The 19,511-nt window shown below is 51.3% G+C and carries 17 protein-coding genes; 12 read left to right on the top strand and 5 right to left on the bottom strand.

Features of this window, described 5'->3' with window-relative positions; translation table 11 throughout:
* The first annotated feature begins 33 nt into the window (after window positions 1-33).
* Window positions 34-1,044: an FAD-binding oxidoreductase gene (locus OH31_RS11930; protein WP_024930911.1), complete on the top strand. Its 1,011-nt coding sequence runs from the start codon at window positions 34-36 to the stop codon at window positions 1,042-1,044.
* A 723-nt stretch (window positions 1,045-1,767) separates the two neighbouring features.
* On the opposite strand, the gene moaC is transcribed toward OH31_RS11930, so the two are convergent.
* Window positions 1,768-2,256 carry a cyclic pyranopterin monophosphate synthase MoaC gene (gene moaC / locus OH31_RS11915; RefSeq protein WP_024930910.1) on the bottom strand — a complete coding sequence of 163 codons (489 nt, stop codon included), beginning with the start codon at window positions 2,254-2,256 and terminating at the stop codon, window positions 1,768-1,770.
* A gap of 114 nt (window positions 2,257-2,370) precedes the next feature.
* On the opposite strand from moaC, the gene OH31_RS11910 reads away from it, so the two are divergent.
* The 4 genes from OH31_RS11910 (at window position 2,371) to ahpF (ending at window position 7,228) form a co-directional block, all read left to right on the top strand.
* Window positions 2,371-3,939, top strand: coding sequence for a M48 family metalloprotease (locus OH31_RS11910; protein WP_242402275.1), 1,569 nt, complete (start codon window positions 2,371-2,373; stop codon window positions 3,937-3,939).
* A 4-nt stretch (window positions 3,940-3,943) separates the two neighbouring features.
* Window positions 3,944-4,750 carry a thiosulfate oxidation carrier complex protein SoxZ gene (gene soxZ, locus OH31_RS11905; protein ID WP_242402274.1) on the top strand — a complete coding sequence of 269 codons (807 nt, stop codon included), beginning with the start codon at window positions 3,944-3,946 and terminating at the stop codon, window positions 4,748-4,750.
* 159 nt (window positions 4,751-4,909) lie between these two features.
* Window positions 4,910-5,473: an alkyl hydroperoxide reductase subunit C gene (gene ahpC, locus OH31_RS11900; protein WP_019883695.1), complete on the top strand. Its 564-nt coding sequence runs from the start codon at window positions 4,910-4,912 to the stop codon at window positions 5,471-5,473.
* A 192-nt stretch (window positions 5,474-5,665) separates the two neighbouring features.
* The gene (gene ahpF / locus OH31_RS11895) at window positions 5,666-7,228 is read left to right on the top strand and encodes an alkyl hydroperoxide reductase subunit F (RefSeq protein ID WP_024930907.1); all 1,563 of its coding nucleotides are present in this window, start codon (window positions 5,666-5,668) and stop codon (window positions 7,226-7,228) included.
* 63 nt (window positions 7,229-7,291) lie between these two features.
* On the opposite strand, the gene OH31_RS11890 is transcribed toward ahpF, so the two are convergent.
* Window positions 7,292-8,932, bottom strand: a complete 1,641-nt coding sequence (locus tag OH31_RS11890; protein WP_024930906.1) for an NAD(P)/FAD-dependent oxidoreductase — start codon at window positions 8,930-8,932, stop codon at window positions 7,292-7,294.
* A 189-nt stretch (window positions 8,933-9,121) separates the two neighbouring features.
* Between OH31_RS11890 and OH31_RS11885 the strand changes: the two genes are divergently transcribed.
* Window positions 9,122-10,219 carry a diguanylate cyclase domain-containing protein gene (locus tag OH31_RS11885; protein ID WP_019883692.1) on the top strand — a complete coding sequence of 366 codons (1,098 nt, stop codon included), beginning with the start codon at window positions 9,122-9,124 and terminating at the stop codon, window positions 10,217-10,219.
* Between the two features lie 6 nt (window positions 10,220-10,225).
* Here the strand turns inward: OH31_RS11885 and OH31_RS11880 are convergent, their stop codons facing one another.
* Both OH31_RS11880 and OH31_RS11875 read right to left on the bottom strand, forming a co-directional pair.
* Window positions 10,226-10,825 (bottom strand): DnaA ATPase domain-containing protein, encoded by a 600-nt coding sequence (locus OH31_RS11880; RefSeq protein WP_019883691.1) that lies wholly within the window; start codon window positions 10,823-10,825, stop codon window positions 10,226-10,228.
* A 24-nt stretch (window positions 10,826-10,849) separates the two neighbouring features.
* A complete protein-coding gene (locus tag OH31_RS11875) occupies window positions 10,850-11,980 on the bottom strand; it encodes an AI-2E family transporter (protein WP_024930905.1) in 1,131 nt (376 codons plus the stop codon).
* A 176-nt stretch (window positions 11,981-12,156) separates the two neighbouring features.
* On the opposite strand from OH31_RS11875, the gene purM reads away from it, so the two are divergent.
* From purM to OH31_RS11855, 4 genes are read left to right on the top strand one after another with little or no spacing between them, the layout of a single operon-like run.
* Window positions 12,157-13,203, top strand: coding sequence for a phosphoribosylformylglycinamidine cyclo-ligase (gene purM / locus OH31_RS11870; RefSeq protein ID WP_024930904.1), 1,047 nt, complete (start codon window positions 12,157-12,159; stop codon window positions 13,201-13,203).
* 14 nt (window positions 13,204-13,217) lie between these two features.
* The gene (locus OH31_RS11865; protein WP_242402273.1) at window positions 13,218-13,919 is read left to right on the top strand and encodes a DUF3108 domain-containing protein; all 702 of its coding nucleotides are present in this window, start codon (window positions 13,218-13,220) and stop codon (window positions 13,917-13,919) included.
* Window positions 13,920-13,947: 28 nt separating this feature from the next.
* Complete coding sequence (locus OH31_RS11860; RefSeq protein ID WP_024930902.1) at window positions 13,948-15,036, top strand: DUF3108 domain-containing protein; 1,089 nt, start codon at window positions 13,948-13,950, stop codon at window positions 15,034-15,036.
* A 22-nt stretch (window positions 15,037-15,058) separates the two neighbouring features.
* Window positions 15,059-16,336, top strand: a complete 1,278-nt coding sequence (locus OH31_RS11855) for an RsmB/NOP family class I SAM-dependent RNA methyltransferase (protein WP_024930901.1) — start codon at window positions 15,059-15,061, stop codon at window positions 16,334-16,336.
* A gap of 26 nt (window positions 16,337-16,362) precedes the next feature.
* Here the strand turns inward: OH31_RS11855 and OH31_RS11850 are convergent, their stop codons facing one another.
* Window positions 16,363-16,908 carry a hypothetical protein gene (locus OH31_RS11850; protein ID WP_242402272.1) on the bottom strand — a complete coding sequence of 182 codons (546 nt, stop codon included), beginning with the start codon at window positions 16,906-16,908 and terminating at the stop codon, window positions 16,363-16,365.
* 134 nt (window positions 16,909-17,042) lie between these two features.
* Here OH31_RS11850 and OH31_RS11845 point away from each other — a divergent pair, with 134 nt between their 5' ends.
* Window positions 17,043-18,269: a dicarboxylate/amino acid:cation symporter gene (locus OH31_RS11845; RefSeq protein WP_024930899.1), complete on the top strand. Its 1,227-nt coding sequence runs from the start codon at window positions 17,043-17,045 to the stop codon at window positions 18,267-18,269.
* Window positions 18,270-18,275: 6 nt separating this feature from the next.
* Complete coding sequence (locus OH31_RS11840) at window positions 18,276-18,809, top strand: GNAT family N-acetyltransferase (protein WP_024930898.1); 534 nt, start codon at window positions 18,276-18,278, stop codon at window positions 18,807-18,809.
* Window positions 18,810-19,511: the final 702 nt, after the last annotated feature.

The raw sequence follows: 19,511 nt of genomic DNA, 5'->3' as shown, positions 1-19,511 counted from the left end.
TCAGGCTTTCCAAGCTATTTCAGAAAAAATCTTATGGCTAACAGTTCAGTCGTGGTGGTGGGTGGCGGCATTGTCGGATGCCTGACCGCCATGCAGTTGCGCAAGCAAGGCCATACGGTCACGCTGGTTGAGCGCAACATCATTGCTGCACAAACCTCTGGCGAATCCTCATGGGCTGGTGCCGGCATTGCTTTCCCCTTGCTGCCCTGGTTTTACCAGGAGGTGGTCAATGAGTTGGCGCTGGCGGGTGCGCGTGCGTATCCGGCAGTGAGTGCAGAGTTGTACGCCGAAACCGGTATAGACCCCGAATGTACCCGTAGTGGTATGCTGATTCAGCCACCGTTTGACCTGCAACCAGCCATAGATTGGTGTGAACGGTTTGGCCTTGAATACGCGTTACAGGGCGCTGATCTATTGATTCCCGAAGTCCTGCAAATCCGTAATCCGCGCCTGCTGCAATCCCTCAAAGCCTGGCTGATCAAGCATGGCGTCACGCTGCGCGAGCAGACCCAGCTGATGCCATTGCAAGAAGGTCACGCATCTATCACCAGCTGGCAAACCACTACTGGTGAAACCTTATCTGCCGATGTGTTTATCGTCACCTCTGGTGCCTGGAGTTTTGAACTACTTAAGCAAACGGCCTCCAGTCTCGATATCAAACCTATGCGCGGGCAAATGCTGTTGTATCACATGGCGCCTGGCCTGCTGCCGCATATTCTTTACCGCGATGGGTTCTATATGCTGCAACGGCAGGATGGTCATTTGCTGGCGGGTAGCAGCCTGGAGGATGTTGGTTTTGATACAGGGGTGACAGAGAGCATGCGCATGGAAATGCTGCAAAAGGCGGAAGCCATATTGCCTGCACTGCGTGGACAGCCGATTATCAAACACTGGAGTGGCTTGCGTCCGGGGACACCGCATAATATTCCTAGTATTGGGCGACATCCGCAGATTGAGAATTTGTACCTGAATACCGGGCATTTTCGGTATGGGGTGACTATGGCACCGGAGTGCGCGCGGCGGATTGCGGCGTTGTTGGGTTAGGCTGGGAAAGTGATTCTTTTGTTGTAATGGTGTTTTTCGCTTTTTCAGCGAGTTACTTTTCTTTGCTTGCCCAAAGCGAAGGCTATTCTATGATCGATCTATTTCGCCCTTTCGGCGACCATTCTTTCTTATGCTTGTCCATAAGAAAGAAGGCAAAGAACAAGACACCCCAACTTCCGCTTTTATCCTGTGCTACTCGGCTTGCCGGGCGTCCATCGAAACTCGCCCTGACAAGCCACACAAGACGTGGCTTGTTGCGGAACTCGGACAGCCGATGGCCGAAGACTCCCGCCAACCCTGCGTTGCTCGGCGCGGCAGATGGGGACCCCGAACACCTAGTGAGTGCCACCATTAGTGCTCTTAACAAACCCATCTGTTTTTTGAACCGTTCAGATTTCTACAATGTGAGTTTGGCGAGCTAAATCCCATCCCATCACGCTGAGTAGCGGAGACAAAATAAGAGTAGAGGGAGCGACTGTCTGAATCCCGCGGTGGGCTGCGTAGTGTGCAGCCCGCTAGGATGAGTTTCGTGACCGGCTTATTTTGTTGAGCAACGCAAGGAAGCCGTAAGGCCGTGATGGCTGGGTGCCCTCCTCTTTGGTTACTTTCTGAGGGGCAAGCATCAGAAAGTGACTCGCCTAGAGGCGAAAGAAATGCCTCGATACGGTCAGTGTCGCTTTAAAACTTAATTCTTTTGTATTTACTTGGATAGGCTTTCGTCACTTAAACGGCTACCCAATCCCCACTCTTCCCACCATGCTTCTCTAGCACTCTTACCCCTTGTATGGTCATGCCTCTGTCAATCGCCTTGCACATATCATAAATCGTTAGCAGTCCCACCTGCACCGCAGTCAATGCTTCCATTTCAACCCCTGTCTGCCCGGTAGTTTCACATTGCACGCGGCAGCTAATGCTGTGTTGTGCTTCATCTGCCACAAGATTGACATCTACCCGGCTTAGGCTGAGCGGGTGGCAGAGTGGAATTAAATCACTGGTCTTTTTGCTGGCCTGGATCGCGGCGATACGCGCGATACCGAGCACATCGCCTTTTTTTGCGTTGCCTTGCAAGATGGTTTGCAGGGTGGCGGCTTGCATGGTGATGTGGCCTTCGGCAATGGCGATGCGCTTGGTATGGGCTTTGTCGCCGATATCCACCATGTGGGCATGGCCTTGGGCATTGAAATGGGTGAGTCCTGAGGTTGATTTTGTCATGGGTTTACGCGTGTGAAAAAGGATGAACTCAAGCGATGAAGTCGTTATCATAACAAGTTTGGGTAGTTGGCACAGGCTTGTGATCAGGTTTTGCCATTTCAAGCGCTAGGACTCATGACTTTTAAAAACCTTCAACATGCTTATCAACAGGGTGGCCGACACGTGGTGCGTGGCTTGCTGTTGTGCGGCCTGCTGTTGGTGCCGGGGGCAACGTTACTGGCTAATTATGCAACAGGCGTGTTTTCGGGTAAGCCGTATGAGCCGGATGATCTGGACTTGAGTTTGCCGTCAGATTCATCTAATCAGTTGCCGGAGCTGGGCGATGCTTCGCAAACTGTATTGTCATTGCGTGATGAAGAAAAGATTGCGCACCAGATTCTCAAGCAGGTGGCGACCAGTGAGGATGTGCTGGATGACGCAGAAGTCACCGATTATCTGCAAGCATTAGGGTCACGATTGGGCGAGAGCAGCCCGGACCGGCAGCAGAAGTTTTATTTTTTTGTGGTGCAGGACAAAACCATTAACGCGTTTGCCATGCCTGGTGGCGTGATTGGTGTGCATACCGGTTTGTTTATGGCTTCGAACAGTGAGTCAGAGTTGGCCAGTGTGCTGGGGCATGAGATTGGTCACGTCACCCAGCATCACCTGGCGCGCATGCTGGCGTCACAAAAGTACGATATGTTTAAAAATATCGCGGCGACGGCGTTGGCCTTATTGATCGCGCGTTCGAATCCGCAGGTGGGGATGGGGGCGATGACCGCTGCTTCTGCGGCAGGGATACAAAAGCAATTGGATTACACGCGCGAGCATGAACGCGAGGCCGACCGGGTGGGTTTGACCATTTTGCAAGATGCCGGATTTGATGTGCGCGCTATGCCGGCCTTTTTTACCACCATGCAGCGTGCGACACGCTTTTCTGATGGCGGCAGTATGCCCAGCTATTTGCGTACACACCCTTTGACCAGTGAGCGTATTGCCGACATTGGTAACCGTGTGCAAAACCTGCCTTACAAGCAGATTAACGAAAGCCTGACTTTTTTCCTGATGCGGGCAAAAATCCGCGCTTTTCAGGGTGCCCCGCAACAAATGGTGGAAGAGTTCCAGAATAACATTAGCGAAGGCCGTTACCAGAACGAACTGGCAGAGCATTATGGCCTGGCTTATGCCTGGCTGCGGGCCAATCAGGCCAAAAATGCGCAGGGGGAGGTCGATTGGCTGGTGCAGCATGGTATGGTGAGTCCTTACCTAGTGACGTTAAAGGCGCTGACTTTGGCCAAGCTAGGCCAGGTGCCGCAGGCACAGGCGCAATTTGTGCAGGGCTTGCAGCAGTACCCCAAACATAGAATCCTGGCACAAGGGCAGGCCGAGTCATTAATACGCAGTAATCAATGGGCGCCAGCTGTGACCTTTATTCAAAAGCAACTGGATACTTTCCCCGATGACCCCAAGCTGTATGACTGGCTGGCGGCGGCTTACCAAGGGCAGGGCAAGCAGATGTTACGGCATCAGGCACTGGGCGAAAGCTATGTGCGTAAATATGATTTGCCGCGCGCGATTGACCAGTTTGAGATCGCCAGCAAAGCCAAAGATGGCGATTTTTATCTGCAATCCAGAGTAGAGGCACGGCTGAAAACGCTTAGGCTGCAACTCAAACTGGAGCAGGGGGATGATAAAAATGGATAGCAATATGCAAAGACGGGTGTGGTTGAAAGCAGGGTTAGCGTTAGCCACCATGCCGTTTTGGCTGGTTGCACGCAAACTCGAGGCAGCTACCTGGTTTACGCAAGCCTTTGAGGCCAAGCAAACGGCGCAAGTGATGGCAGCGCTGCAAGCGAGCGCCGTGCCGGTGTCGGCTGATTTGCAGATTGACGCGCCACAGAAAGCCGAAAATGGTGCGGTGGTGCAGGTTGAGTTGACGGGCAAGCAGGCTGCAGGCAGCGTGAGCAGTTTGCGCTTGCTGGCGGATGCTAACCCGACCCCGCTGATTGCCAGTTTTGAACTGGGGAAGCAGGTGTTGCCCAAGCTGGTGACGCGCATCAAACTGGCGCAGTCGGGAGAGGTGATTGCATTGGCGCAGCAGGCAAATGGGCAGTTTCAGCAACAGCGACGCCAGGTCGTTGTGCTGGAAGATGGCTGTGCCGGCAGCGAACGTGAAGAGCCGTTTGCCAGCAGCATGAAAATGCGTGCACGGTTGATGGATGAGCGTTCGCCAGGCAAGCCAGTCACTGAACTAAAGATTATTATTCTGCATCCCATGCGTACTGGCCGCAGTAAAAACGATGATGGCCAGTTGCTGCCTGCGCATTTTATGCAGCTCATGCAGGTGGTACTCAATGGGCAAGTGATTGTTGACGCGCAGACTGGCACCGGCATTTCGCGTAACCCTTACTTTACCTTTTATATACAAGAAGCCAAGGTGGGCGATGTGATTGCGGTAAACTGGCAAGATAACCTGGGTTATGAAGGCCATGGTCAGGTCACGGTGTCGGCCTGATTTTTAATCGCTAATTTTATTGATTAATAATATTTATCAATAAAATTAGAATAATCAATTTTACATATAGTATGTGGTTGCTTAAAATGCATCCATTCGCTGTTGAAACACAGCAAATTTTAATTAAGTCCTGTTTAATAAATCATAAAGGAGAACTAAATGTCATTGATTAACACACAAGTACAACCATTCAAGGCGCAAGCATTCCACAACGGTAAGTTTATCGAAGTGACTGAAGAGTCTTTGAAAGGCAAATGGTCTGTGTTGATTTTTATGCCAGCAGCGTTCACTTTCAACTGCCCAACGGAAGTTGAAGATGCGGCTGACAACTACGCAGAATTCCAGAAGGCTGGTGCTGAAGTGTACATCGTGACCACCGATACGCATTTCTCCCACAAGGTTTGGCACGAGACTTCACCAGCAGTGGGCAAAGCAAAATTCCCACTGGTTGGCGACCCAACTCACCAATTGACACGTGCATTTGACGTGCATATTGATGAAGAGGGTCTGGCATTGCGCGGTACATTCGTGATCAACGCTGATGGCGTAATCAAAACTGCTGAAGTACATAGCAACGAAATCGCCCGTGATGTAAAAGAAACATTGCGTAAGTTGAAAGCAGCGCAATACACCGCTGCTCACCCAGGCCAGGTTTGCCCAGCCAAATGGAACGACGGTGCTGCAACATTGACACCATCTTTGGACTTGGTAGGTAAGATCTAAATCTCTTTGAGATGACTTGAGCACAGCCCTGCGCAAGCAGGGCGCTCAGGTAAAGTCACCCGGTTGTCTTTAATATGGCGGTGGTTTTACCTGAGCGAGCTTCCCCCAACCATGTTTGATCGCCATACGATATGGCCACGGCTTGTTGTTGCCGCAAGGTTTAGACAAGCGCGTGAATTTGGAGAATAAAAAATGTTAGACGATACCTTAAAGACACAACTGCAAACCTACCTAGGCATGCTGCGTCAGCCTATCCGTCTGATCGCATCCCTGGACAACAGCGACAATGCTGCAAAAATGCGCGAGCTGTTGCAAGAGATTGCTGCGTTATCAGACAAAGTCAGCCTGGACGAAACTGGAGATGATGCTCGTAAACCTTCTTTCGTGATTGCCAAAGAGGGCGAGACCCGTGGCGTGCGTTTTGCGGCGATTCCATTAGGCCATGAGTTCACTTCACTGGTGCTGGCTCTGTTATGGACTGGCGGCCATCCGCCCAAAGTGGAGCAGGATGTGCTCGACCAGATCAAGGCGCTCGACAGCGATTTGAACTTTGAAGTCTATATGAGCTTGTCTTGCCATAACTGCCCGGACGTGGTGCAGGCAACCACCTTGATGACGGTATTTAATCCGCGCATCAATGTGACGGTGATTGATGGCGGCTTGTATCAGGACGAAGTCAATGCGCGTAACGTGATGGCGGTGCCTGCCACCTTCTTGAATGGCGAGATGTTTGCCTCTGGCCGTATGCTGGTGGAAGAGTTTCTGGCTAAAGTCGATACTGGTGCAGTTGCAAAAGAAGCCGAGAAAATCAGCGCCAGAGAACCGTTTGATGTACTGGTGGTTGGCGGCGGCCCAGCGGGTGCTTCAGCTGCGATTTATGCAGCCCGTAAAGGCATTCGTACCGGCATCGTCGCTGACCGTTTTGGTGGTCAGGTCAACGACACCCTGGCGATTGAAAACTTTATTTCTGTCAAGGAAACCGAAGGGCCAAAACTGGTGGCAGCACTTGAAGAACACGTGAAAACCTATGACGTGGATATCATGCCGTTGCAACGTGCGGTTGGCCTGAGTGAACCACAAAAGGACAACAAACATGCTGGCCTGATTGAGGTGAAGCTGGAAAGTGGCGCGACCCTGCGTAGCAAGTCTGTCATTCTGGCCACGGGTGCACGTTGGAAAAACCTCAACGTGCCTGGTGAAGTGGAATACAAAAACAAGGGTGTGGCCTATTGCCCGCATTGTGATGGCCCTTTGTTTAAAGGCAAGCACGTGGCGGTAGTCGGTGGCGGTAACTCTGGTGTTGAGGCAGCGATTGACCTGGCCGGTGTGGTCGGGCATGTCACCTTGCTGCAATTTGACACCGAGCTTAAAGCCGATGCCGTGCTGCAACGCAAGTTGCGTTCACTGCAAAACGTGACTATTTTAACCAGCGCGCAAACCACTGAAATCACCGGTGATGGTACACGTGTCAATGGTCTGACTTACCTGGATCGCGTCAGCGGCGAGAGCAAGCATGTCGCACTGGAAGGCGTGTTTATCCAGATTGGCCTGGTGCCGAATAGTGACTGGTTAAAAGGCAGCGTGAACCTGAGCAAATATGGTGAAATTGAGATCAACAACCATAATGCCACTTCATTGCCAGGCGTGTTTGCGGCGGGGGATGTGACTACGATCCCTTACAAGCAAATTGTGATTGCCATGGGTGAAGGGTCTAATGCAGCGCTGGGTGCGTTTGATTACCTGATTCGCCAGTAAGTGTAGTAGCAATAAAAAACCTGCTTCGGCAGGTTTTTTATTTGGGGTGACTTGGAAAACTGATCAGGAAACTAAAGACAATGAAACCGCTTCGGCGACCTTGATACCATCCACCGCGGCGGACAAAATACCACCGGCATAGCCCGCGCCTTCACCACACGGAAATAAGCCTTTGGTATTGATACTTTGCAGACTTTCATCATCTCGCTTGATACGGATAGGGCTAGACGTACGGGTTTCCACACCCGTCAAAATGCCATCTTTCAGATCAAAGTTTGGAATCTGTTTAGCAAAGGCTGGAATCGCTTCGCGAATGGCTTCAATGGCGAAAGTGGGCAACGCCGACTCAAGGTTGGTGAGATGTACGCCAGGGGTGTAAGACGGTGTCACTTCACCAAATTCGGTAGACGGCTTATTCGCCAGGAAATCACCAATCAATTGCCCGGGCGCGGAATAATTACTGCCGCCCAGCACAAACGCCTGGCTTTCCAATTGGCGCTGTAATTCAATGCCGGCTAATGGATGATCGGGGTAATCGACTTCAGGCGTGATGCCGACCACAATGCCTGCATTCGCATTGCGCTCGTTACGGCTGTATTGACTCATGCCGTTAGTCACGACGCGATTAGGTTCAGAAGTGGCCGCGACGACGGTGCCACCTGGACACATGCAAAAACTATACACGCTACGGCCATTTTTGGCATGGTGTACCAGTTTGTAGTCCGCGGCGCCCAGCTTTTGCAGAATATCGTCGCTATAACTTTTGCCGTAGCGCGCACGGTCAATCAGGCTTTGCGGATGTTCGATACGGAAGCCAATCGAGAACGGCTTGGCTTCGATATAAATGCCTTTTTCATGCACCATTTCAAAAGTGTCACGGGCGCTGTGGCCCACGGCCAGTACCAGGTGGTTGGTTGGCAGGTATTCACCGGTATGCACGGTGACGCCCTGTACCTGTTGGTCTTTGACATCAATATCGGTCACGCGCTGGCTAAAGCGGATTTCTCCGCCCAGGCTGATGATAGTGCTACGCATTTCCTCCACCATGCTTACCAGCTTGAAGGTACCGATGTGTGGATGGCTGATGTAGAGAATTTCTTCTGGCGCGCCAGCTTTAACAAATTCCTGCAGCACTTTGCGGCCGTAATGTTTGGTGTCTTTAATCTGGCTGTAGAGTTTGCCGTCAGAGAATGTACCGGCGCCGCCTTCACCAAACTGCACGTTGGATTCTGGGTTCAATTCGCGTTTACGCCATAATCCCCAGGTGTCTTTGGTACGTTGACGGACTTCCTTGCCACGTTCCAGCACAATCGGTTTGAAGCCCGCCTGGGCGAGAATCAGCGCAGCAAAAATGCCGGCGGGGCCAAAGCCAACCACGACCGGTCTATGCGTGTTTTCTACAGCCTTTTCGGGCGCGGTCGTGGCAAATTGATAAGTGGTATCCGGCGCGGGTTTGATATGCGGGTCTTTTTTAAACTTGGCTAAAATTCTCGCCTCATTTTTGACTTCGGCATCAATGTTATACACATACAAGATCGCATGCGATTTTCGCGCATCTACACCGCGTTTAAAAATCTCAAAACGGATTAATTCGCTTTCAGGAATTTCCAGCCGTTTGAGAATTGCCGCCTTGATCTGGTCGTCCTGATGTTTGAGGGTTTCAGCGTGTACCAGCGGTAGTTTGATTTCGGTAATGCGTAACATAAAGGTCTCGTGGATAGTGGTTATCTATCAAAACTCTATTTTATTATAATCAGACTAGTCGTATCATAGATTTTATTCGGCTTCGATTTAATCTGCGCAAAAAAATGACGATATAAACATCGTATGTTTAATTACAAGCGACGAATAATTATCCCGTTAATCATTGCTACTGCACTGTTGTGCGTTTCAATGGTGTGGCTGTTTATTGCCATGTATCAGCTTGTCTATTATTCAGAACAAAAAGACCTGGTCGACCGGCAGCGCTATGACATTGTGGCGCTGGGCAAAGCCATTACTAATGCTGAAAGCGGACAGCGCGGCTACTTGCTCACAGGCCATACCTTGTTTCTGGATACCTTGGAGCAGGGGCGTATCGAGACCAGGCAAGTCATGGCAAAGCTGGATAAGCAATCGCTGGATGTGACTGAGATAAGGCCTGAGCTGGAAAGAGTCAAACAGCTAGTGCATCAGAAATTTGACGTCATGGACCAGAGTATCCAGGTGCAATTGCATGCAGGCGAGTTTTCGCCACATTTGTCGCTGAGCAAGGACAAGGGGCGTGAGGTGATGAAGCTGATTGATGATCAGCTGGACGCGATTGATGGCAAGTTGCAGCGAATGAGGGAAAGCTTTGAGCAGGAAATCCGCAAGCGCATGTTTGCCTCTGTGGTGGGCGCGATTCTACTGGGGGTGCTGATTATTGGCGTATTGCTATTCTCTTATCGCAGTACAACGCATTTGCTGGAACAAGTGCTGGAAAATCAGGCCGTCGCCAAACAAGCCAGCCATCAGGCGGATCACGACTTACTGACCGGCTTGCCTAATCGTCGCAGTGTCGATGTGCATCTGGCCAATACGTATCAATTGGCCAGGCATACCTCCAAGCAGTTTGCGGTGCTTTTTATGGATCTTGACGGCTTCAAGCTGGTGAATGATAAATATGGCCACGGCGTAGGCGATGCGTTGCTGATAGAAGTGGCTGATATGTTTAAAAAAGTACTCAGGCAATCTGACTTTCTGGCGCGCCAAGGCGGGGACGAGTTTGTGCTGGTGGTTGGCAGTTATTTATATCGCCACGAATTGACGCAGTTAGCAGAGCGCCTGATCAGATTATTTGCGCAGCCGGTGGTAGTACGCGGTATCCCGTTGGAGATCGGTGTCAGTATCGGTATCGCCGAGTATCCGCACCATGGCAAGCATGTGAAACAGCTGCTGCATGTGGCGGATAAGGCGATGTATGACTCGAAGAAAAACGGCAAAAACCGCTACAGTTTTGGGTCAGAATAAATGCACTTAGAACACGTCTTGCAGCATCTTTTTCAGTGACTGCACGGTGACCGCTTTTTTAGCCGTCAGTGACCATTCATCCAATGCCTCTAGCACCGCCATCAAGGTTGGCAAGTCCCGGCGCAGATAGCGCAAGCAGTAAGCAATCACTTCGTCTGGCAGTTTCATGCCGCGATCGCGGGCATGCGCGCGCAGGGCATCGGCTTTTTCATCGTCACTGAGCGGATGTAACTGGTAGACCAGTCCCCAGGCCAACCGCGTGGCCAGGTCGTCACGCAAGCCCATTTGTGTAGGCGCATGGTTGCCTGCAGTGACTAATACACCGCCTTCTGCTTTGATCTGGTTGTAGGTATCAAACAGCACGATTTGTGATTCTTCATCCAGTGTGTGCACATCGTCTGCAATGTGCGCGCCCATGTCTTGCGCGGCGAGCAGTAAATGGCTTTTACCACTGCCGGATTCTCCCCACAGGTAAATAAAGCGGGTGGTGGCCTGGCCAGCCAGGACGGCATGCACACTGGCAAGCGCCTCCTGGTTTTGGCCAACGATATAGTTATCAAAACTCGGCGCAGCCGGTGGTTGAATATTGAGCAGCAGTTGTTTCACAGCGGTCGTTTCAGGTGTCTGGAATCACTCGTCCAGGGTTTGAATAATTTGCGGTTGGCTGCTTAAATAAGCTTCGCTACGCAAATAACTTTGTTTGGTGTGGCGCACCCCTACAGCAATGGCGGCACTGACAGGTAATGCCAGCAATACGCCTGCAAAGCCAAATAACTGGCCGCCTGCCATCAACGCCAGAATGACAATGACGGGATGCAGGCCGATGCGGTCACCGACCAGAATCGGGGTGAGGATAAAGCTTTCTACCAACTGGCCGACACCAAACACCAGTAACACTGGCACGACTTCTGGCAACGAGGCAAACTGCAATAAGGCCAGCACCACCGCGAGGACAAATGCCAGCGCAAACCCCAGGTAGGGTACAAAACTCAGCAAACCGGCAATCATGCCGATAGAAAGTGCCATATCCAGGCCAGCCAGCCATAAGCTGACACTGTAAAACACACATAATGACAGCATGACCGACAATTGGCCGCGCAAGAATTCGGCAACGACACGATCGATTTCAACCGACATGTTTTTGGCCCTGCCGACCCAGTCGCGCGGAATCAATTCGCCGATTTCGGCCACCATGTCATCCCAGTCGCGCAAGAAGTAAAACAGCACTACCGGTAACAAACAGATATTGGCAAAGATACCAATCAGGCTCAGGCTTTTCTGGCCAGCGTTGAGCAGAAAGGTGCCTATCATGCTGCCCGCGGTTTGCCAGTGCTCGGTGATCAGCTTTTGTACGTCGGCGTGATTCATGTCGAGGTGGATGCCGAATCGTTGCAGCAGCCATGGCTCGACTTGCTGGTGAAAGTGATCAAGTAGCAGCGGCAGGCGTTGAGCGATCAGCATGGATTGCTGTTGTAGCAAGGGGATAATAATGAGCAACAGGCCGGTAACGACCAGGATGACGCCCAGCATCACCAGCAGCGTTGCCAGTGTGCGGCCAATTTGCCAGCCCTTAATGCCGGTTTCACTCAGGCGGTCTACCAGCGGATCCAGCATATAGGCAATCACCGCCGCCGCCAGAAACGGGGTCAGGATAGGTTCCAGCAGGTAAAACAGGTAGATGAAGACCGCCGTCACAAGCCACCAGCGATGATCGCTGACAAATTGGGTGGCGACAGATTTCTGATGATCCTGGTCTGACATGGGCGTGTGTGACGCATCCGCACAATCCGGCATAGGTCGAAGCGGCAAGATGCGTTAAAATAATGATTATTTTAAAATTATACTGAATTTCAACGCTGTATCGCGCTTTGTTATAAACATCTGCGCTGCTTACAGTGGTTCACCTGATTAATCGCATTGAAAGAAACGAGAGTATCTTGACGACTTCTTCTGATAAAACTTCACTCACCTATCGTGATGCTGGTGTCGATATGGAGGCTGGTGATGCCTTGGTCGAGCAAATCAAGCCGTTTGCCAAGCGCACCATGCGCCCGGAAGTGATGGGCGGGATTGGCGGCTTTGGCTCGCTGTTTGCCATGCCTAAAAAATTCAAGGAGCCAGTACTGGTGTCCGGCACCGATGGCGTGGGTACCAAGCTGAAACTGGCTTTCCAGCTGGATAAGCATGATACCGTGGGTATCGACCTGGTGGCCATGAGTGTGAACGATATCCTGGTGCAAGGCGCTGAGCCGCTGTTTTTCCTCGATTATTTTGCCTGTGGCAAACTCGAAGTTGGCACCGCTGCCGCGGTGATTAAAGGGATTGCCCTCGGCTGTGAAGAGTCAGGTTGTGCGCTGGTGGGTGGTGAAACGGCTGAAATGCCAGGCATGTATCCGGCTGGTGAATACGACCTGGCTGGCTTCGCCGTCGGTTGTGTCGATAAAGCCAATATCATTGATGGTTCTACCATCAAAGTCGGTGATGTGGTGTTAGGCCTGGCTTCCAGCGGAGCGCACTCCAATGGCTATTCGCTGATCCGCAAGCTGATTGAAAAATCCGGTATCGATATGGAATCCGATTTTCATGGTCGTCGCTTTAAAGACGTGGTCATGGCACCAACCAAGTTGTATGTGAAGTCTATTCTCAAGTTGCTGGACACCCTGCCAGTGAAAGGCATGGCGCATATCACGGGTGGCGGTATTACCGAAAATATTCCACGCGTGTTGCCAGCAGGCCTGACAGCGGAAGTGCAAAAATCCAGCTGGACCTTGCCACCGTTGTTCCAGTGGTTACAGGCACAAGGCAATATTGAGCCGATTGAAATGTACCGCACATTTAACTGTGGTATCGGCATGGCAGTGATTGTGGCGGCTGAGCATGCAGAGCAAGCGCAAGCTATGCTGGCTGACGCGGGCGAGACGGTGTACCGCATTGGCCAGATTCGTGCGCAACAAGCAGGTGAAGCACCAACCGTGGTCGTGTAATGCGTGATGGTGTAATGCTGCTTTTCAGCAATCACAAGCGCATCGCGGCCAGTCTGTTAGCCACGATGCTGCTGTTGGTATCGCCTGCATTGTCAGCGGCGCCCAAGCAGTTGACGCTCAAATATGACTTGCTGCAACAGGGCATCACCATCGGCACGGTCAAAGACCAGTTGAGTGTAACCGGCAACCGTTATCAAATCGCATCGCTGGCTGAGGGTAAAGGAATCTATAAGCTCATGGGTGAGCGCACACTCTCCAGCCAGGGCCAGGTGATTGCTAATGCCTTGCGACCCAATCGTTTTGAGTCTCGTCAGTCCAAGCACCCAGATAAAGCACTGATCAGTGATTTTGACTGGTCAAAAAAAGTGCTCAAAATGCAGATTAAAGATGAGCAGGCGACAGACAAGTTATCCAAGGGCACACAGGATTTATTAAGTGTGATGTATTGCTGGATGTGGCAACCGCCCAAGGACAAGCAGGTGAGTTTTGCCGTTGCCAACGGTAAAAAACTGGCACCACATACGTTTGTGGTGACTGAGCAAACTACGCCATTGCAGACTGAAGCGGGGACGTTTAATGTGATTAAACTGACAGATGCAGATGGTGAGAAAACCCTGTATCTGGCCAAGGATAAAGGTTATTTGCCACTGAAGTTGGTGATTCAGGATGATGGTAAACGCATGGAACAGGTGATCACCAGTATCACCGGACAGTAACAGGTTCTGCAGCGAGAGAAAGCGCGTGATGCAAGCATCAGCTCTGCGACACTGGATTCAACAGCATGTTTCATGGCCACTGGTGCTGGCACTCTGCTTGTCGTTACTACTGCATGTGTTTGCGTTTAGTGAAGTGAATTGGCGCAACTGGTTTGACAATGAAGTGCGTGCGCCTTCTGTATTGCAGGCACGATTATTACCGCCTCCTGCACCGCCTGTCTCTACTGCGTTGGCAAAGCCTGTGTCGCCGCTCAACTCACCCAAAAAGCAAGCTGCACCGCCGCCTGCGCAGGCTCCCGCTGTGACGCCAACGCCAGCAGCTGAATCGGCCACTGTGACAGATACGCCGCAGGCGCCATTGGCCGATGCTGAGTCGCCAGCCATCAGTGAGGAGGATACGCAAACCAGCTTGGCAGAAATCAATGCCTGGCATGAAATGGATCACCCTGAGGCTGTGCCGGATGATGCACAGCCGCCGCCTTACCAGCATGTGAGGACTGACTTTGTGGTGTTTGTGAATGGCGAAGAGCGGCCCGCAGGCAGTGCAGAAATTGAGTATGTTCGCGATACATCGGCCACTTATCGTTTGCGTTGGCTGGTGGAAGGGCGCGGTCTGTTAAAATTGCTATATCCCTCGCTAGAGCAGCAAAGCTCAGGCGAAGTGGGCCCTGGCGGTTTGAAGCCGCAATTGTATCGCTATGCCTTTGGCAGCCGCGCCAGTAAAACTTATGAAGCTGTGTTTGACTGGGAAACCAATGTGATTACCCTGAAAACAGCCAAGGGTGAGCAGCGCCGGGATTTGCGCGTCAATACGCAAGATATCCTCAGTTTTATGTACCAGTTTATGTTTGTGCCGCCGTTGCAAGAAATGCATGTGACGCTGACCAATGGCCGCCGCGTTGGTGAATATGAATATACGTTTGAAGGCGAAGATAGCCTGGTGATTGCTGACCAGACCATTCAGACGGTGCACATTGTGCACACACGTGGCGATACCGACGAAAAAGTAGAACTATGGCTGGCCAGCGATTATCGCTATGTGCCGGTCAAAATTAAAAAGCTGGAGAAAAACGGCATGGTGATTGAGCAAGTCGCCACGCGGTTGATCACCGAATAATGTAAGTATTTGAAGGATTCTGATGAACCAATCCCTGATGCGCCAGACGGCGATGTTGTTAAACGACATACTGAAATTCGAAAGTCCGGCCGATGCCAAGCTCAGCGAATTTTTTCGCCAACATCGTGAGTTAGGTACCAAAGACCGTGCATGGGTGGCTGAAACCGCTTATGGTGTCTTGCGCCGTTATCGTTACCTGCGCGAAGTCTCTGTCAGTGAGACAGACGAGCAGGAAGATACGCGTAAACTGATTATTGCCTGGTGGCTCAAGATTGAAGGCAAAAGCATCCGCGATCTGGATGAGATGCTGGATGAACGCCAAAAAGAATGGGCCGTGGCCATTAAAAGCAAAAACAGTGAAGGCTTTGCGCCAGCTGTGCTGGCCGATGTACGCGACTGGTTCTGGAACAAGCTGGTCGAGCAATATGGCGAGGCTGAGGCGATGACCATTTGCCGCAGCATGTTTGAGCAAGCGAGCCTCGATTTACGCGTGAATACCATCAAGTCCAACCGTGAAGAAGTGCTGGCGCGCATGCTGGCAGAAAACACAGTGAAAGATAACGTCATCGCCCCAACCCCTTATTCACCTGTGGGCATCCGTATGGGCGCACGTCTCAATATCGGCAAACACATCCTGTTCACCGAAGGCAAAATTGAAGTGCAGGACGAAGGCAGTCAGTTGTTGAGCTACCTAGTCGCGCCTAAACGCGGGCAAATGGTGGCCGATTTATGTGCAGGTGCTGGCGGTAAAACCCTGGCACTGGGCGCACTCATGAAAAACACCGGCCGTTTATATGCGTTTGATGTGTCTGAAAAACGCCTGAATAACCTGGGTCAACGCCTCAAGCGTAGTGGTTTGTCTAACCTGCAAGCGCAACTCATCAATAACGAAAACGACTTGAAACTCAAACGCCTCAACGGCAAATTTGACCGCGTGTTGGTCGATGCGCCATGTAGTGGCCTGGGTACCTTGCGCCGTAACCCTGACCTGAAGTGGCGTCAGGCGGAAGAAGATGTCGCCGAGTTAAACGTCAAACAAACCAATATCCTCGCCCGTGCCGCCAAACTATGTAAAGCAGGCGGCCGTGTGGTATATGCCACATGCAGTTTGTTGCGTGACGAAAACGAAGCCATTGCCGAAGCGTTTTTACAAACGCATCCAGAGTTTAAATTGGTGCCTGCCAATGAAGTGCTGGCGCAGCAGAATATCGTGCTGGATACCGGTGAATATTTGAAGTTACTGCCGCATCTGCATGGCACAGATGGTTTTTTTGCAGCGGTGTTTGAAAAAGCGGCTTAGCTATTAGCTGCCTCTGGGCAGCCTTTTTACTCGATCAGGTGGTCTGCTTGCATTTGTTTGATCGCATGTGCAGCAACCTCTTGATTGGTGCTTGTCGGTGCATACACTTCGGCGCGGTAATGCCATACAGCGCTTGATTCAGTGGCAGGGCGTATCCAGATATCTACGGTGTAGTTTTGTAAATACTTTGCGGCAGCGACTTTACCTGATTCCAACGTAATGGAGAGAATATGGCTAGGTTTATGCCGTTGAGATGCTTCCATCAATTTGGATAAGTTATTTATTTCATATCCTTTGACCGTATATTCACTGACTGGAATGCCTGCGTGATTCAACTGCTGTTGCAGTTCTACTGCGACTGCATAGGCTTGATGATTCAAAATGTCTTTGCGATTTTGTTCAGGCCGAACAATCATGAGTTGATTGATATTGCCCAAGGGGCCGCGTTTTACTTCTGAAGTTGCTTTAATATCACTACCCGTACTGGCGCAAGATGCAAGAAAAATGAATCCGGCAAAAGTGATCGCGTAGTTTTTTATTAGCATCATTATCCTTATTTCTATATTAGCCATGAGCGTGATTAAGCTTTCTGAATTTAGGATTGTCAGCAAGGTATTTCATCTTCTGGTATGAGTATTAATATATGTAAACTTTATACGTGTTGGTAGTTTTGCACAATGTAATTATTTTTAAGGATGTCGTGTAAATGAAAAGCATTGGACTCAATGGACAAATCTTTTTCGCCGCTACCGCCGCGGTGGCACTTGGCCTTTTTGCACATGGCAAACAAGTCGATAGCGCTTTATACGCCGCCAACCTGGTCGGCACCCTGTTTATCGACCTACTCAAAATGGTGATGATCCCGCTGGTATTTTGTGCCATCGTCACCGGCATTGCCAATCTCCGTCAGCATAGTCAAATTGATATTGTCTGGAAAACCACGCTATTGTTTTTTGCCACGACTACCATCATTGCAGTCGTTATCGGCTTGGGTGCCAGTCATCTTTTCCAGCCTGGAGCAGGTTTGCACCTCAATATGTTTGCCGATGCCCTGCAGCAGTTTGAAGCCAAGCAGCTCACCTTGCCTGAGTTTTTCACGCAATTTCTGCACGGCATCTTTATGAACCCGTTCAAGGCGCTGGCTGAGGGCAATATCCTGGCCATTGTGGCTTTTGCCTTGTTGCTGGGGATTGCGCTGGTAGTATCTGCCGAGCGTTACCCACACTTGCTGGCTGTGTTTGAAGAAGGCATGGCGGTGGCGATGCAGATGATCAACTGGATTATGCGCCTGGCACCTTTGGGCATTGCCGCGTTGCTATTCAAACTGGTCGCCACGCAGGATGTGAGCCTGTTTGCCAGCTTGACCAAGTTTATGCTGGTGGTGACAGGGACCACCTTGTTTCATGGTCTGGTCGTGCTGCCACTCTTGTTATTCCTGCTTACCGGCAAACGTCCCTGGTGGTTTTTACAGCGGGCACGTGAGTCCCTGCTCACGGCATTTGCCACCAGTTCGAGCAATGCCACCATGCCGGTGACCATGCGTTGCGCGACAGAAAATATGCAGGTGAAGCCTGAAATTGCAGGCTTTGTGGTGCCGCTGGGCGCCACCGTGAATATGGATGGGACCGCATTGTACGAAGCTGCGGCTGCCTTGTTTGTAGCACAACTGGCTGGTATTGATTTGTCACTCGGGCAGCAGCTGGTGGTGTGCTTTACCACTATGATCGCCGCCATGGGCGCACCGGGTATCCCGAGTGCGGGTATGGTCACCATGGTTATGGTATTGCAAAGCGTGGGCTTGCCCGCTGAGGCCATTGCCATTTTATTACCGATAGACCGCTTGCTGGATACTGTACGCACCGCGGTGAATGTGGAAGGCGACATGATAGGTAGCCTGGTGGTACAGCATCGAATCGAAAAATTAGTGCAATAAACCGCCATGACTGAATTAATCATCAAACCTGCCCAGGTGCAGGATGCCGATGCCATTTCGGCACTGGTCAATCGTGCTTATCGCGGCGAAAGCAGCCGGGCAGGCTGGACCACGGAGGCGGATCTGCTGGATGGCAAACGCACGACGACCGGCGATGTACTGGCATTGTTAAATCGTCATAATGCCGTGATCCTGACTGGGTGGGTCGCGGAGACGCTGATGGTCACGCTGTGTGCCGAATGGCATGCGGATGAACAAGTCGCGCATCTGGGTATGATTGCCGTAGAGCCAACGGCACAGAATCGTGGCTATGGTAAAAAGATAATTCTGGCGGCCGAGCAATTGTCGGTTGAGCGCTGGGGCGCGCCTGCCAGTCAAATGGCGGTGGTTAGTGTGAGGCAGGCGCTGATTGCGTTTTACCAGCGGCTTGGGTACCAGGCGACGGGGGAATTAAAGCCTTTTCCTTATCTGCCGGAGATGTGGCAGGCGAAGGTGGAGAATATGCAGTTGATCACTTTACAAAAGAATTTGATCGTTTAATGGATTGCTGGATTAGGCTGGGAAAGTAATTCTTTGGCGGGTTGGTTGGGAGGTTGCTTTTCGCCGTTTCGGCGAGTTACTTTTCTTTGCTTGCACAAAGAACAAGTAACCAAAAGAAATGCACCCCAACTTCCGCTTGTATCCTGTGCTACTCGGTTTGCCGGGCGTCCATCGAAATTGGCTACGGCCACTACGTTTAACATTGCTACGCAATGTTAGCCTACGCCGCAACACTTCGTTAGTTGTCACCCTGACAAGCCACACAAGACGTGGTTTGTTGCGGAACTCGGACAGCCGATGGCCGAAGACTCCCGCCAACCCTGCGTTGCTCGGCGCGGCAGATGGGGACCCCGAACGCCACCGTTTAGCAGGTTTAACAAAAGAATCCGGTTTTTAAACCGTCCAAACTAAATCCATGCAAGTTAGATGAGATAAATCCCATCTCATCACGCTGAGTAGCGCAGGCGAAGTGGGAGTAGTCGGCCATCGGCTGTTCGAGTTCCGCGGTGGCTTGCGGGTTGTGCAAGCCGCTAGGGCGAGTTTCGATGGACGCCCACTTTGTTGAGCAACGCAAGGGAGCCTTTAGGCCGTGATGGCTGGGTGCCCTCCTCTTTGGTTACTTTCTGAGGGGCAAGCATCAGAAAGTGACTCGCCGACAAGGCGAAAAGAAAAGTATTGAACACACATATAAATTAAACAGTT

Source organism: Methylophilus sp. OH31 (assembly GCF_000576615.1).
Lineage (GTDB): Bacteria > Pseudomonadota > Gammaproteobacteria > Burkholderiales > Methylophilaceae > Methylophilus.
This window is presented reverse-complemented; position numbering and strand designations above follow the sequence as displayed.